The sequence below is a fragment of the Candidatus Limnocylindrales bacterium genome, from assembly GCA_035626395.1.
In the GTDB taxonomy this organism is placed as follows: domain Bacteria; phylum Desulfobacterota; class Binatia; order UBA1149; family CAITLU01; genus DASPNH01.
The window spans coordinates 162586-176521 of the sequence record DASPNR010000023.1 but is presented as its reverse complement, the minus strand read 5'-3'; the positions used below and the strand labels follow the sequence as shown (position 1 = coordinate 176521).

14 protein-coding genes are annotated in these 13936 nt (G+C 68.1%); 8 read left to right on the top strand and 6 right to left on the bottom strand.

Annotated features, from left to right (window positions below; all coding sequences use genetic code 11):
- The first annotated feature begins 88 nt into the window (after positions 1-88).
- Both VEC57_08500 and VEC57_08495 read left to right on the top strand, forming a co-directional pair.
- The gene (locus tag VEC57_08500) at positions 89-1177 is read left to right on the top strand and encodes an Mrp/NBP35 family ATP-binding protein (GenBank protein ID HYB99166.1); all 1089 of its coding nucleotides are present in this window, start codon (positions 89-91) and stop codon (positions 1175-1177) included.
- Positions 1170-2312: a P-loop NTPase gene (locus VEC57_08495; protein ID HYB99165.1), complete on the top strand. Its 1143-nt coding sequence runs from the start codon at positions 1170-1172 to the stop codon at positions 2310-2312. The genes VEC57_08500 and VEC57_08495 overlap by 8 nt, the downstream gene beginning before the upstream one ends.
- A 28-nt stretch (positions 2313-2340) precedes the next feature.
- Here VEC57_08495 and VEC57_08490 read toward each other — a convergent pair whose 3' ends face one another.
- Positions 2341-3390: an LLM class flavin-dependent oxidoreductase gene (locus VEC57_08490; GenBank protein HYB99164.1), complete on the bottom strand. Its 1050-nt coding sequence runs from the start codon at positions 3388-3390 to the stop codon at positions 2341-2343.
- Positions 3391-3463: 73 nt separating this feature from the next.
- A complete protein-coding gene (locus VEC57_08485) occupies positions 3464-4321 on the bottom strand; it encodes a crotonase/enoyl-CoA hydratase family protein (protein ID HYB99163.1) in 858 nt (285 codons plus the stop codon).
- 45 nt (positions 4322-4366) lie between these two features.
- On the opposite strand from VEC57_08485, the gene VEC57_08480 reads away from it, so the two are divergent.
- Together VEC57_08480 and VEC57_08475 are read left to right on the top strand one after the other, a co-directional pair.
- The gene (locus VEC57_08480) at positions 4367-5086 is read left to right on the top strand and encodes a dienelactone hydrolase family protein (protein ID HYB99162.1); all 720 of its coding nucleotides are present in this window, start codon (positions 4367-4369) and stop codon (positions 5084-5086) included.
- A 136-nt stretch (positions 5087-5222) separates the two neighbouring features.
- Positions 5223-6395, top strand: coding sequence for a hypothetical protein (locus tag VEC57_08475; GenBank protein HYB99161.1), 1173 nt, complete (start codon positions 5223-5225; stop codon positions 6393-6395).
- Between the two features lie 48 nt (positions 6396-6443).
- On the opposite strand, the gene VEC57_08470 is transcribed toward VEC57_08475, so the two are convergent.
- Positions 6444-6830 (bottom strand): Rieske 2Fe-2S domain-containing protein, encoded by a 387-nt coding sequence (locus VEC57_08470; GenBank protein ID HYB99160.1) that lies wholly within the window; start codon positions 6828-6830, stop codon positions 6444-6446.
- A gap of 35 nt (positions 6831-6865) precedes the next feature.
- On the opposite strand from VEC57_08470, the gene VEC57_08465 reads away from it, so the two are divergent.
- The gene (locus VEC57_08465) at positions 6866-8401 is read left to right on the top strand and encodes a lipase maturation factor family protein (GenBank protein HYB99159.1); all 1536 of its coding nucleotides are present in this window, start codon (positions 6866-6868) and stop codon (positions 8399-8401) included.
- Positions 8402-8473: 72 nt separating this feature from the next.
- Positions 8474-9112: a nitroreductase family protein gene (locus VEC57_08460; GenBank protein ID HYB99158.1), complete on the top strand. Its 639-nt coding sequence runs from the start codon at positions 8474-8476 to the stop codon at positions 9110-9112.
- Between the two features lie 10 nt (positions 9113-9122).
- Here the strand turns inward: VEC57_08460 and VEC57_08455 are convergent, their stop codons facing one another.
- The 3 genes from VEC57_08455 to VEC57_08445 are packed head-to-tail and all read right to left on the bottom strand — an operon-like array spanning position 9123 to position 11898.
- Positions 9123-10706, bottom strand: coding sequence for an MFS transporter (locus tag VEC57_08455; protein ID HYB99157.1), 1584 nt, complete (start codon positions 10704-10706; stop codon positions 9123-9125).
- Between the two features lie 14 nt (positions 10707-10720).
- Complete coding sequence (locus VEC57_08450; protein ID HYB99156.1) at positions 10721-11017, bottom strand: cation transporter; 297 nt, start codon at positions 11015-11017, stop codon at positions 10721-10723.
- On the bottom strand, positions 11014-11898 hold the full coding sequence (locus VEC57_08445; protein ID HYB99155.1) for an alpha/beta fold hydrolase: 885 nt from the start codon (positions 11896-11898) through the stop codon (positions 11014-11016). The genes VEC57_08450 and VEC57_08445 overlap by 4 nt, the downstream gene beginning before the upstream one ends.
- A gap of 87 nt (positions 11899-11985) precedes the next feature.
- Here VEC57_08445 and VEC57_08440 point away from each other — a divergent pair, with 87 nt between their 5' ends.
- Together VEC57_08440 and aguB are read left to right on the top strand one after the other, a co-directional pair.
- A complete protein-coding gene (locus VEC57_08440) occupies positions 11986-13056 on the top strand; it encodes an agmatine deiminase family protein (protein HYB99154.1) in 1071 nt (356 codons plus the stop codon).
- Between the two features lies 1 nt (position 13057).
- The gene (gene aguB / locus VEC57_08435; GenBank protein ID HYB99153.1) at positions 13058-13936 is read left to right on the top strand and encodes an N-carbamoylputrescine amidase; all 879 of its coding nucleotides are present in this window, start codon (positions 13058-13060) and stop codon (positions 13934-13936) included.

Below are 13936 nucleotides of genomic sequence, written 5' to 3'. Positions count from 1 at the left end.
CCGCCGCTAAGATTGCAGATTTCTGAGGAATTGAAAACCACAGATGCGTTTGTAAACGGTCTGCTCCTGCCATCATTTACGGAGACCGATGACCGAGAGCGACATCCGAGAGCATCTGAAGTCCGTGAAGTATCCCGGCTTCACGCGAGATATCGTCTCCTTCGGCGTTATCAAAAGCATCGCCCTTACGCCGGATCGCCTCGAAGTCCGTCTGAACGTGCTGACGGAAAATGCGGACGTCGCCCGCCAGATCGTCTCAGGAGTCGAGCAGGCGCTGGCTTCTCTGCAAGGGATTCCGCCGGCGGCAGTCGTCATCGAGCGCCAGCAGGCCGATGCCGGGGCGCAGGCGCGCGATCTGGCCAAGGCCATGGGCAAGGGGCCCAAGGGTCTGCCGGGCGTCCGGCGCATCGTTGCCGTAGCCAGCGGCAAGGGCGGCGTCGGCAAGTCGACCGTCGCCTCCAACCTGGCGGTGGCGCTGGCGCGGCGGGGGCTTCGTGTCGGGCTTCTGGACGCGGATCTTTACGGCCCGAGCATGCCGACCATGTTTGGAGTCGGGCCCGGTCAGGCCGGCGCCAGCGATGAGGAAGGCCGCTTCGTGCCGGCCGAGCGATACGGCGTCCGCCTTGTTTCCATGGGGTTTTTCGTCGGGGAAGGGGCGCCGCTGATCTGGCGCGGGCCCATGCTGACCAAGGCCCTGAACCAGTTCCTGATGGATGTCGCCTGGGGCGAGCTCGACGTCATGGTCCTGGATCTGCCGCCCGGTACCGGCGACATCCAGATGACGCTGACGCAGACCCTGGCCATGGACGCCGGAATCATCGTCACGACGCCCCAGGACGTCGCTCTGGCCGATGTCGAGCGGGGGCTCAAAATGTTTCAGCAGGCGCAGGTTCCGGTGCTGGGTGTCGTCGAGAACATGAGCTTTCACGTGTGCCCGGGCTGCGGTGCCGAGGCGCACATCTTCGGCCACGGCGGCGGCGCCGCCATGGCACAGCGCGTCGGACTGAGCCTGCTCGGCTCGATTCCTCTCGTCCGCGGCGTGCGTGAGGCCGGCGATGCCGGAGCGCCCGTGGTTGCCGCCGAGCCTGCCAGCGCAGCGGCGGCCGCCTTCGTCGATCTGGCCGACCGCGTCATCGAAGGCGTGCAGGTTGGAGCCGGGGTCGTCGGCCATGCCTGAGGCGCAGCCGCAGCCGTCGGTCTCGCGCCAGCCGCGGCTCGAAGGGGTCCAGCGCATCATCGCCGTCGCCAGCGGCAAGGGCGGCGTGGGCAAGTCGACGGTGGCCGCCAACCTGGCCCTGGCCCTGCAGTCGCTCGGCCGCCGCGTCGGCCTTGCCGACGTCGACATCTACGGTCCAAGCGCTCCCATGATGTTCGGCGTCAGCGAGATGCCCAGGCCCGACCCCGACAAGCGCCTGATGCATCCGGTGGACGCCTACGGCGTTTCGATCATGTCGATGGGCTTTTTCCTCGACGACCAGGCGCCGGTGGTCTGGCGCGGGCCCATGGCAATGAGCGCCACCAAGCAGTTTCTGCGCGGGGTGGCCTGGGGCCAGCTCGACTACCTGATCGTCGATCTGCCTCCCGGGACGGGCGACATCCCGCTGACCCTGGCCCAGGAGGTCCCGCTCGACGGCGGCGTCATCGTGACGACGCCGCAGGACGTGGCGCTTGCCGACGTCACGCGAGGCGTTGCGATGTTCCGCCGCCTGAGCACGCCCATTCTCGGCGTGGTCGTGAACATGTCGGGCTACGCCTGCCCGAAATGCGGCACGCGCGACGAGCTGTTCGGGACGCAGAGGTCGGAGGAGATCGGGCGAGCGGTCGGTGCGCCGGTCCTCGCCGAAGTGCCCATCGATGCCAGGGTCTGCGAGACCGGCGACGCCGGACGGCCCATCGTCATCGCCGAGCCCTCGCATCCGGCGGCAACGGCGTTCCTGTCGCTGGCGCGATCGGTCGAAGAGAGCCTCGAGAAGCTGCGCGCCGACCTCTACGGCCCCGAGCCCGTGGAGATCACGCGCGACGACGCCGCTCGCATTGCGCGCGTGCGCTGGAGCGACGGCGCGACGACCGAGTACACCTACGGCGGACTGCGCGGCTGGTGCCCGTGCGCGCAATGCCAGGGACATTCCGGACAGACGCGCTTCATCGAAGTCGATGATCCGATGCTCGTCGGACACGAAGGCGTCGGCCGCTATGCCATTCGCTTCCTGTGGGCGGATGGGCATTCGACGGGGATGTACTCCTACGACTGGCTGCGCGAGATTGCCGAGTTTCCCGAATGTCGGCCCGATCGTGCCGACGGCCGCGCCTAGCACCCGATCTGCTGCCGCTGATTCGCACTCAGCCGTTGAGCTGGGGTAGGACTTCTTGGGACAGCAGCTCCATGCTGCGCGTGGCTTTGTCGACGGGCAGGCCGCCGATTCTCGTCCAGGCCAGATAGGTGGTGATGCCGCAGGCGCGGCGGATACGGTCGATCTGCGCAGCAACGTCGTCGGGGTTGCCGCAGATGACGGCGTTGCGACGAAGGGCGGTGTCCCAGTCGACGGTGGCGAGGAAGTCGCGGGCCTGCGCGTAGGTCTCGTAGCCTTGCGACGGCGCCCCGGCGGCGGCCACCTGCGCTGCCAGCGTGCGGTAGTACCACAGGACGTGATCTTTGAGATCGGCTTCGGCCGCGGCGCGCGTGTCGGCCACATACGTGATGACGAGCGCGCCTACCTCCCGGCTCTCGGGCGCGATGCGGCTCTTTCGCAGGCCTGCACGCCAATCGCCGACTTGCGCGGCGCCGCCGGCGGGATCGAAGCCGAACACCGGCGCGCACAAGAGGTGATAGCCGTCGCGACCGCATGGCTCGAAGCTGGCCGGTGACAGACAAGCCATCCAAAGCGGGGGATGCGGCCGCTGCAGCGGCCGCGGCCGCAGGCTGGCGCCGGCGACTTTCCAGTAGCGCCCATCGTGCGTGACCTGCGGCTCGGTCCAGAGCCGTTTCATGAGCTCGAGGCTTTCGTGAAAGCGCTCGCGTGAGGTTGCCGGATCCACGCCGTAGCCGGCGAACTCGTGCTGCTGGTACCCGCGCCCGACGCCCATTTCGACGCGCCCGTCCGACAGATGATCGAGCAGCGCGAACTCTTCGGCCAGGCGCACCGGGTGATGAAGGCTCAGCACGCTGACGGCCGAGGCCAGGCGGATTCGGTGCGTGCGAGCGGCGGCCGCGGCCATGATGACGGCCGGCGATCCGCAGACCCCGTAGTCGCTGAAGTGATGTTCGGCGATCCAGGCGGAGTCGTAGCCGAGCTCTTCGGCGCGCACGATCAGCTCCATCTGCTCGGCGATCGCGCGCCCGTCGCCGATCCCCGGCGGCGACTCGAAGATATGCACGCTCCCGAGCTTCATGGGATCAGGTCTTGCATTCGAGGATTTGGACGCAGCACAGAAAAAAGCTGCAACGCGAGATCGGACCCCAGTCTCACACTTTCGGCTCGATCCACCACGGATAAAATTCGGGCATGTCGCTCCAGGCGCTCATCGTGAAGTTGGGCTGGCGCTTTTCGAGGAAGCTCTGCACGCCTTCGTATGCGTCGGGGCTGCGGCCCATCGCGAAGATCGCCTTGGAGTCGACGAGGTGCGCATGCTGCGGATCGGGCTGCCCGAGCCCATGCCACAGCAGCGCACGTGCCAGCGCGACCGAGACGGCGCTGGTGTTGTCGGCGATCTCGCGCGCCAGCTCCATCGCCTTGGGCAGCACCTGATCGGCGGGAACGACGTAGTTGAACAGACCGGATTCCTTCTCGTCGGCGGCGCGGAACACGCGTCCGGTCACGCACAGCTCGACCGCCTTGTTGATTCCGACGATGCGAGGCAGGAACCACGACGAGCACGCCTCCGGCACGATGCCACGCCGCGCGAAAACGAAGCCGATCTTGGCATCCTCGGCGACGACGCGGATGTCCATCGGCAGCGTCATCGTGATGCCGACACCGACGGCAGCGCCGTTGATGGCCGCGATCACCGGCTTGCGCGAAGCGAACAGTGCAAGCGAAACGCGCCCGCCGCCGTCGCGATGGCCGGTCAGTCCGACCTCTTCCCCCGCAGCTTCGGCGTCGAAAGTCTTGCCGCCGGCGCCGAGGTCGGCGCCGGCGCAGAACGCGCGCCCTTCACCCGTGACGACGAGCACGCGCACGGAGTCGTCGCGCGCGGCCTCGTCGAGGACGTGCAGCATCTCGTTCATCATGCGGTTGGTGAACGCGTTCATCCGGTCGGGCCGGCTGAGCGTGATGACGCCGACGCGGTTCTCCACGACGTACCTGATCTGCTTCAGTTCCATTGCGATGCTCCGCGTGCTACCGACGCCGCGCCAGGAGGTTCCCCGATGAAGACCCGCAGCGAACGCGTCACCGTTCCCGTTGCCGGCGCCTCGATGCCGGCGTACCTGTCACGCCCCGACGATGGCGGCAAGTACCCAGGCGTCATCCTGTTTCAGGAGATCTTCGGCGTGAATCATCACATCCGCGCAGTCACCGACCGCGTCGCGGCCGAAGGCTACGTGGTGCTTGCGCCGGAGCCGTTTCACCGCACCGCGCCCGGCATCGAGCTCAACTATGACCAGGAAGGCCTGAGCAGAGGGCTCGAGCTGATGCAGAAGGTCAGGCCCGAGGAGCTCGTCGCCGACATCCGTGCCGCCTACGACTTTCTGGGCGCGCGTGCCGACGTCGGCGGCAAGGGCATCGGTGCGATGGGCTTCTGCTTCGGCGGCCATCTCACCTATCTGGCTGCCGGGGAGGTGCCGCTGGCGGCAGCGGCCAGCTTCTACGGCGGCGGCATCGCCAGCACGCCGGCGACGCTGGACCGCACCAGGAACATCCGCGGCAGGATCCTGTGCTTCTTCGGCGAGAACGACGGCTACATCCCCCTGAGCGACGTCGACAAGATCCGGCAGGCGCTGGCCGGCGCCGGCGTGCGGCACGAAGTCATCGTCTACCCGAATGTGGGTCATGGCTTCTTCTGCGACGAGCGTCCCGACTATGACGCCGGATCCGCCGCCGATGCCTGGCAGCGCGTGGTCACGCTTTTTAAGGAAGAACTAAGCTGAAAATATCTCGCCGCGGCTGCCGATGTCGCCGGAAAAGCTGGTGACTCGGCTGCGAAGGCTCTGATATGTTCAGCGGCCGATGACCCGGCATCTCCTTTTCATGGTTCGGGCCGCGGCGCCGCGCGCGCTGCGTGCGATGGCAATCCTATCGGCCGCAGGCGTGGTGCTGCTGGCGGCGCTCCCGGCCGATGCCGTGCAGTTCATCGTGCGCAACGATGATTCGCCGGCCGAAGGGTTCAACGACATCACGCCCGTCGCGCCCATAGGCGGAAACCCCGGCGATACTCTGGGCGAGCAGCGGATGTACGTCTTCCAGTACGCCGCCGACGCATGGGGCGCACGCCTCAACGGCAACATTCCCATCGTGGTCAGCGCCACGTTCGATGCTCTCGGCGGCACGCAGACGAGCGCACTGCTGGGAAGCGCATCACCGGACACCGTGCATCGCGACTTCCTCAACGCCACACGTTCCGGCACGTGGTACGCCGCGGCGCTGGCCAACCAGCTCGCCAACGACGACCTCAACAGCATCCTCGATCCAGACCGTCCCGAGATGAGCGCCCAGTTCAACAGCTCGGTCGACGGGCCGACGGTACTGGGGACGCGCGGCTTCTACTACGGCCTCGACGGCAACAACGGCAGCAACATCGACTTTCTCAGCGTCGTGCTGCACGAGATCGCGCACGGCGTCGGCTTCCTGGACCTCATCGATCCCAGCACCGGCTCGCTGTTCGACCCGCCACCGGGCGGCAACCCGCTTCCGGACGCGTACACGTTCTGGCTCGAGGATCCGACGGTGGTGCCGAAGAGCCTGGTCGCCATGAGCGACCAGCAGCGCAAGGCGGCCATTCTCAACGGCCCCGACCTGGCGTGGGCGGGCACGGCGGTCAAAGGCAACAGCGCCTACCTGACGCAGGGTCGCAAGCCGGATGGTCGCGTCCAGATCTATGCGCCGGCGCAGTACGAGCCCGGCTCCTCCGTCGCGCACTTCGACACCAAGCTTGCGCCCGACGAGCTGATGGAGCCGTTCGCCACCAGCGGCATCCGCGACCTGCGCCTGACCGTCAACCTCTTCAAGGATCTCGGCTACTCGACCAACCACATCGCGCGCTGCGGCGATGCCAACAACGACAGCGCCATCACCAGCGTCGATGCGCTGTCCACGCTGAAGTCGGCCGTGGGCTCGGCGAACTGCTCCGACCTCGTCTGCGACGTGAACCTGAGCGGTGCCATCACGGCGGCCGATGCACTGACGACGCTCAAGGCGGCCGTCGGCATCTCGCTCCGGCTCAACTGCCCGCTGTCGTGATCGAGCGCAGGCAGGATCGTTCAACGGACCTCCTGTCCGCGGTGCGCCCTACGGTACCGTGACGACGATGTCGTCGCCTTCCACCTCGACCGCCAGCGCGCGCAGGCGCTCGCCCGCCGGCGGCCCCGCCACGCACAGTCCCGTGTCGATCTGATAGAGCGCACCGTGGGTCGCGCACTGGATGTAGCAGCGGTCGCGCGACAGGAAGCGGTTCTCGACCCAGTCCATCGTCATGGGGATGTGCCGGCACTCGTTGCGATACGCGTAGAGCTTGCCGCCGTAGCGGATCACGAAGCCTTCGCGCGGCGGCTGGCGCGCCGGGGACTTGCCGTCCGCGGCCGCATCCTCCGCAGCCGGCTCGGTGATGGGGAACTTGGCCGTTTCCTTCTCGCCGAGCACGGCGGCCTTGCATACGATGATGCGCCGAGCGGCCACATCCGATAGCTAACAGCGCGGAGCGGGCTTTCCCAGTGGCCAGGTGGCGCATCTTCGATCCGGGCTACGCGCGCGTGGGGTGGCTGCTCTCGCGCGGGGTCGCGCTCGTCTATCTGGTGGCGTTCGCATCCCTGGCCGTGCAAATCCAGGGCCTCTACGGCAGCGATGGCATTCTGCCGGTCGCCGACTACCTGAGGTTCCTGCAGACGCGCGCCGGCGACGGCGCGTGGCGATCCCATCCGACGCTGCTGTGGCTCTGGCACGGAGACGCTGCGCTGGCGGCGTATTGCTGGACCGGAGCGACGGCCGCCGCGGCGTGGCTGCTCGGCCTGGCGCCGCTCGCTGCCGCACTGGCGTGCTGGGCGCTGTACCTGTCGCTCTTCGTCACCGGCCGCGTCTTTCTGTCCTTCCAGTGGGACATTCTGCTGCTGGAGGCCGGATTTCTGGCGATCTTTCTCCAGCCGCTGGCGCTTCGGGAGCGGTGGCGGCATCCGCACGAGCCGTCGCGCATCGTCATCCTGCTCTATCGCTGGCTGTTGTTCCGGCTGATGTTCGCCTCGGGGATGGTCAAGCTGCTCAGCAACGATCCGGTGTGGTGGAACCTTACCGCGCTCGAGTACCACTACTGGACGCAGCCGCTGCCGACGTGGACGGCCTGGTACGTGCACCACCTGCCTGCCTGGCTGCACCGGGTGTCGGCCGCGGTGATGTTCGCGATCGAGCTGGTGCTACCTTTCTTCGTCTTCGGCCCGCGCAGCGCGCGTCTGCTGACGTTCGTTCCGCTCGCCTTCCTGCAGCTCGCCATCGCTGCCACCGGCAACTACACGTTCTTCAACCTGCTGACGCTGGTGCTGTGCTCGTCGGTGCTCGACGACGCCGCGCTGCCGCGCTGGCTGCAGCCGCGCGTTGCGGCGCAGCACGTCCGCGCATTGTGGCTGCACGCGCACGGAGCCGATGCGCCCCCGCCGCGTGCGACCGCCAGAGTCCGCGCGGCGGGCCGCAGCGCGGCGCGCGCCGTCGCCGCCGTGCTCGCGTTGGCGCTGGCCAGCGCGGGTGGTGCCGAGATGATGGCGCGTTTCGGTCAGGCAGCGCGCGTGCCGTGGCCGATCGCCCGCGTGGCCGAAGCGATCGAGCCGTATCACCTGACCAGCAGCTACGGGCTGTTCGCGAGGATGACGCGCCAGCGTCCGGAGATCATCCTCGAGGGCAGCCGCGACGGACGCGAGTGGCTGGCGTACGAGTTTCGCTGGAAGCCGGGCGACGTGACGCGCGCGCCGGCGTTCGTGCAGCCGCATCAGCCGCGCCTGGACTGGCAGATGTGGTTCGCGGCGCTCGGGGACTACCGGCGCAACGGCTGGATCCTCGAGCTGCAGCGCCGTCTTCTCGACGGCTCGCCATCGGTGCGCGAGCTGCTCGCCGAGGATCCGTTCGACGGCCAGCGACCCGCTCACGTACGCGCGATGCTCTACGACTATCGCTTCTCCGATCCGTCCACTCGCGCCGCCACCGGCGCCTGGTGGACGCGACGGCTCCTTCGCCAGTACTCGCCGACGCTGAGCTCGTCGCCCTAATTGTGCCGGTCCGGTTTTTCGGCACATATGCGCACGGACAACCGCGGCCGCTCCCGCCGCAAGGAGACCCTGATGGACGCCGATCGCCTGCTCACCACGACCCGCTCGGTCCGCAAACGCCTCGACTACACGCGCGCGGTCTCGCCCAACCTGATCCAGGAATGCATCGAGATCGCCATTCAGGCGCCCACCGGATCGAACCAGCAGACCTGGTCGTTCCTGGTCATCTACGATCAGGCCAAGAAGAAGGCACTGGCGGACCTGTACCGTCGCGGTTTCGAGCTGTACGCGCAGATGCCGCGCGAGGAGCGGCCGGCCGACGATCCGCGCCAGCAGCAGATGCCGCGCGTCGTCGATTCGGCGGTCTATCTGGCGCAGACGATGGAGCAGGCGCCGGTGTTCGTGATCCCGTGCATCGAGGGTCGCTTCGAGGAAGCGCCGCAGTTCGCGCAGGCGTCGATGTACGGCTCGATCCTTCCCGCCGTCTGGTCCTTCATGCTGGCTGCGCGTGCGCGCGGGCTCGGCTCGGCGTGGACCACGATTCATCTGATGTTCGAGCAGGAGGCGGCCGAGCTGCTCGGCATTCCAAGGAACGTCACGCAGGCCGCGCTGCTGCCGGTGGCTTATTTCACTGGCGACGACTTCAAGCCGGCCAAGCGCATTCCGGCACGCGAGGTGACGTACTGGGACACCTGGGGCGCCAGGCGCTGAGCCGCGCTGTTCATCGCGAAGCGGTGCGCCGCTCCTGCCGGTCACGCGAGCGAGCGGCGGCGGTGGCGGCGCTCGCGAGCCCCAGCACGAGCGCGAACAGAACCGCGCCGAACAGGCCGAGCGCGGCGCCGGTGTCGGTGGGAAGCAGCATCGCCCAGAGGTTGGCGGTGATGTCGAAGGGCTCGGCAGGCGCGGCCTTTCGCTGCCGCAGCACCGCCAGCAGCAGCATCGAGGCCACTGCGATCGCCATTCCGGCGGCGCCGCCGATGACGCCGCGCCGTACCAGATCTGCCCGCGTCACCGGGCGCGGCGCAATTTCGGCCAGGCCTTCGAGCTGAGGCTCGCGCACGCCCAGCGGCGAAAAGCGCTGCAGCATCAGGAGCCCGGGGATGCCGATGGCAATGGTGAACAGGAAGAAGTCTCGCCATCCCATCGCATCCACCATCACGCCCGTGACCGGGCCCGCCAGCAGACGCGGCAGCGCGAACAGGCTCGAGAAGAGCGCGTACTGCGTGGCCGAGAACTGCTTCTGCGTCATGCGCAGCAGCAGTACGCTGAAGGCGCCAGTGCCCATTCCGCTGGTCAGGCTCTCGAAGCCCATCGCCGCGTACATCAGCGGCCGGTTCGCGCCAACGGAGGCGATCAGGACGTAGCCCGCGTTCGAGAGCACCTGCAGCGCGCCGAAGAACCAAAGCGAATGGCCGAGGCCCAGCGCCGTGGTCAGGATGCCCCCGAGAAACGTTCCCAGCAGCGTCGCGGTCAGCCCGATGGTGGCGGTGGCGATGCCGACGTCGAAATCGTCGAAGCCGGTCTGCACGAGGAACGGCCGCACCAGCGCGCCGCCGAGGTTGTCGGCGAGCTTGTAGAGCGTGACGAACGCGAGCAACTCGAGCGCGCGCGCCTTGGACAGGAAGCCGACGAACGGCTCCCAGACCGCCGCGCGAAGCGACGTCGGCGCCGGCAGCGTCTCGGTGTCCGGGCGCGGGGCCAGCAGCGTGACGACCGCCATCGGAAGATAGAGCAGCGCCAGTCCGGCGAACACGGCCGGCCATGACCACGTTCCCGCCATCGTGATGGCAAGGCCGCCGGCAACGAACATGGCCGCCCGGTACAACGCGATGCGTGCACCCACGGCGGCTCCCTGCTCCTGCGGCCGCAGCACCTCGACGGCATAGGCGTCGATGGCGATGTCCTGGGTCGCCGATGCCAGGGCGATGGCCAGCGTCAGGGACCCGACGACCCAGATCGCATCGGCGCTGACCGAGACGTTCGCCAGCGCCAGCGTCGAAAGGAGCAGCGCGGCCTGCGCCACCAGCGTCCACCCGAGCTTGCGGCCCATGCCCGGCAGCGGGATCGCGTAGCGGTCCATCAATGGCGACCACAGGAACTTGAAGCTCCACGGCGCCTGCACCAGCGTGAACAGGCCGATGACCTTGATGTCGACTCCCTCGCGCGCAAGCCAGGTGGGAATGGCGATCCAGACCAGGCCGAGCGGCAGGCCCGACGAGAAGGAGAGGAGGCTGACCGAGGCGGTTCGCCAGCTGCGAAGCGCGACGGCGACGGCCCGCCACGAAGACATCTTCTGCTCGGCCATGCCGCGCCGGGCCGTTACTTCGCGGGCTCCATCGACGAGATGAAGTAGCCTTTGTTGCGGAAGGAGAGATCCATCTCGCGCGTGGTCAGCTCCCTGTCGGCATCCACCACGATCACCGCGCTCTGCGTCGGATAATCGACGCTGACGCTGCGCACGCCCGGAATGCTCTCGAGCGCTTCCTCGACCTCGAGCGGGCAGCTCTGCCCGCACGTCATGCCTTCGACGCGCAGGTTGTAGGTGCGGGTCGCGGCCGCGCACGCCGGCAGCGCCGCAACGAGCACGACCGCGAGCAGACGCGCGCTGGTTCTCACGTCAGGAACTCCACGAGGAGCTGGCTCACCCGCTCGGGCTCGTCCAGATGCGCCCAGTGCCCCGCATCGGGCAGCCGGTGCACGCGAAGGTCCGCGACCCACGGCTCCAGCCCCTCGACCAGGCTGCTTCGCAGCGCGAAGTCACGCTCGCCCCAGACGACCATCGTGGGCGCCGTGATCTTGCGCAGCGATTGCAGGGACCTGCGCGAGGAGGGGCGCATCGCCGCGCGGTAGTAGTTGATGGCGGCGGTCAGCGTTCCCGGCTGCAGCAGCGCCATCTTCTGATGCAGCGCTTCGTCGTGCGCGTAGGCGTCCCGGTTGTAGATGTGCCGGCGGATCATGCGCTCGATGGCCCTGGCGTTGCCGGCGCGCAGCATCGCTTCGGGCAGCCACGGGATCTGGAAGAACAGCATGTACCACGAGCGCTGCCACTGGTCGGTCGCGAACAGATCGCGCTGATAGGTCGCCGGATGCGGGGCGTTGGAGATGACGAGGCGATCGACGCGCTCGGGTCGGTGCATCGCGACGTACCAGGCGACGATCCCGCCCCAGTCGTGCCCAACGATGTGCGCCTTCTGCGCGCCCACGTGATCGATGATGCCGACCACGTCCGAGACCAAGGCATCGATACGATAGCTGGCCACGCCTGCCGGCTTCTCGGAAGTGTTGTAGCCGCGCATGTCGGGCGCGATGGCTTCCAGTCCCGCCGCCGCCAGCGCCGGAAGCTGATAACGCCAGGTGAACCAGAAGTCGGGAAAGCCGTGCAGCAGGATCACCGGGGAGCCGGCGCCGGCGCGAACGAGATGGAGGCGGATGCCGCCGATGAGCGATTGTTCGTGACGCCATGGGGTGTCGATGCGCGCGAAGGATGCCGTGGCCATGATCGGCGCGTTTTCTCCGAGTTGCGCAACCGGTTCAAGGCACGCCATCGCTTGCAAGCAACGCCCAGGTCAGGGCATGAACGAACCATGCCCGCCGACCACATCGACTCTCCCAGGGGCGCGGGGTTCTGCATGCCGGCCGAGTGGGAGCCGCATCGAGCGGTGTGGACGGCGTGGCCGAGCCATCGCGAGCTGTGGCTCGAGGATCTGCCGGCTGCGCAGCGTGAGGTCGCCGATCTGTGCCGCGCCATTGCCGCGCTCGATGACGACGGCAAGGCGGCCGGCGAGATGATCGAGCTTCTGGTGCTCGACGATGCCGGCGAGCGCGAGGCGGCTGCAGCGCTGTCCGGCCTGCCCGTGCGGTTTCACCAGGTTCCCTTCGGCGACATCTGGCTGCGCGATACGGCCCCGCTGTTCGTGCGCGGCGCAAACGGCGAGGTCGCCGCGGCCTGCTTCCGGTTCAACGGCTGGGGCGAGAAGTACATGTTTCCCGAGGACCTCGGTGTGGCACGCGCGGTTCGCGCCGCCGCCGGCGTGCATTCCTTCGAGGTGCCCATGATCTTCGAGGGCGGCGCCATCGAGGTCGACGGCGAGGGAACCGCACTCACCACGCGCCAGTGCCTGCTGCATGGCAACCGCAACCCATCGCTCAGCGCCGCCGAGATCGCCCATCATCTGTGCGATGCGCTGGGCGTGCAGCGGCTCCTGTGGCTCGGTGACGGACTGGTCAACGATCATACCGACGGTCACATCGACACGCTCGTGCGGTTCGTGGCGCCGGGCCGCGTGGTTTGCATGGAGGCGCGCGACGAGGACGATCCCAACGCGCCCGCGCTGGCCAGGATTCTCCAGGACCTCACGACCATGCACGACGCGGCCCAGCGCCCGCTCGAGATCGTGCGCATTCCGTCGCCAGGCCTGCTGCGCGACGGCGATGGCCGCGTCATGCCGGCCAGCTACGTCAACTTCTACATCGGCAACGCCGCCGTGATCGTTCCCGTGTACGGCTCGCGGCACGACGACGAGGCCGTGGAGGGTATCGCAGCGTGCTTCCCGGACCGGCGGACCGTGGCCGTACCGGCTCGTGCGGTGCTCAGCGGCGGCGGCGCCTTCCACTGCATCACGCAGCAGGAGCCGGCGCCGCTGGCGAGGTCGTGACGTGGAGACATTGAGCACCGACCGCATGGTGACGGTGGCCGTGGTCCAGGCGGCCCTGAGCGGGACGCGCGAGGAGAACGTCGACAAGATCGAAGCGCTCGTGCGCGAGGCGGCGGCGCGCGGGGCGCAGATCGTTCTTCCGCCCGAGCTGTTCGAGGGCCCGTACTTCTGCAAGACGGAGCGCGAGGAATACTTCGACCAGGCCAGGCCGCTGCAGGGAAACGCGACGGTTGCGCGATTCCAGAAGCTGGCGGCCGAGCTGGGCGTGGTCATCCCGATCTCGTTCTTCGAGAAGGACGGGCCGCACTACTACAACAGCCTGGCGATGATCGACGCCGACGGCTCGCTGCTCGGCCTCTACCGCAAGAGCCACATCCCGGATGGGCCGGGCTACGAGGAGAAGTTCTACTTCCGTCCCGGCGACACGGGGTTTCGATCGTGGGCCACGCGCTTCGGCGGCGTCGGCGTCGGCGTGTGCTGGGATCAGTGGTTTCCCGAATGCGCGCGATCGATGGTGCTCGGCGGCGCCGAGATCCTTCTGTACCCGACGGCCATCGGCAGCGAGCCGCACGATCCGGATCTCGATACGCGCGAGCCGTGGCAGCGCGCGATGATCGGCCACGCCGTCTCCAACGTCATCCCGGTGGCCGCGGCCAATCGCATCGGCGACGAGGAGGGACAGGTCTTCTACGGCCACTCCTTCCTGGCCGATCACCGCGGCGACATCGTCTCGGAGCTGCCCTGGGGCGAGGAGGGCGTGGCGCTGGCGACGTTCGATCTGGACAAGGTGGCTCGCACGCGCGCGGCGTTCGGCTTCTTCCGCGACCGGCGGCCCGACCTCTACGGCGTGATCGCCGGCAGGCGCGAGGCGGACAAGTAG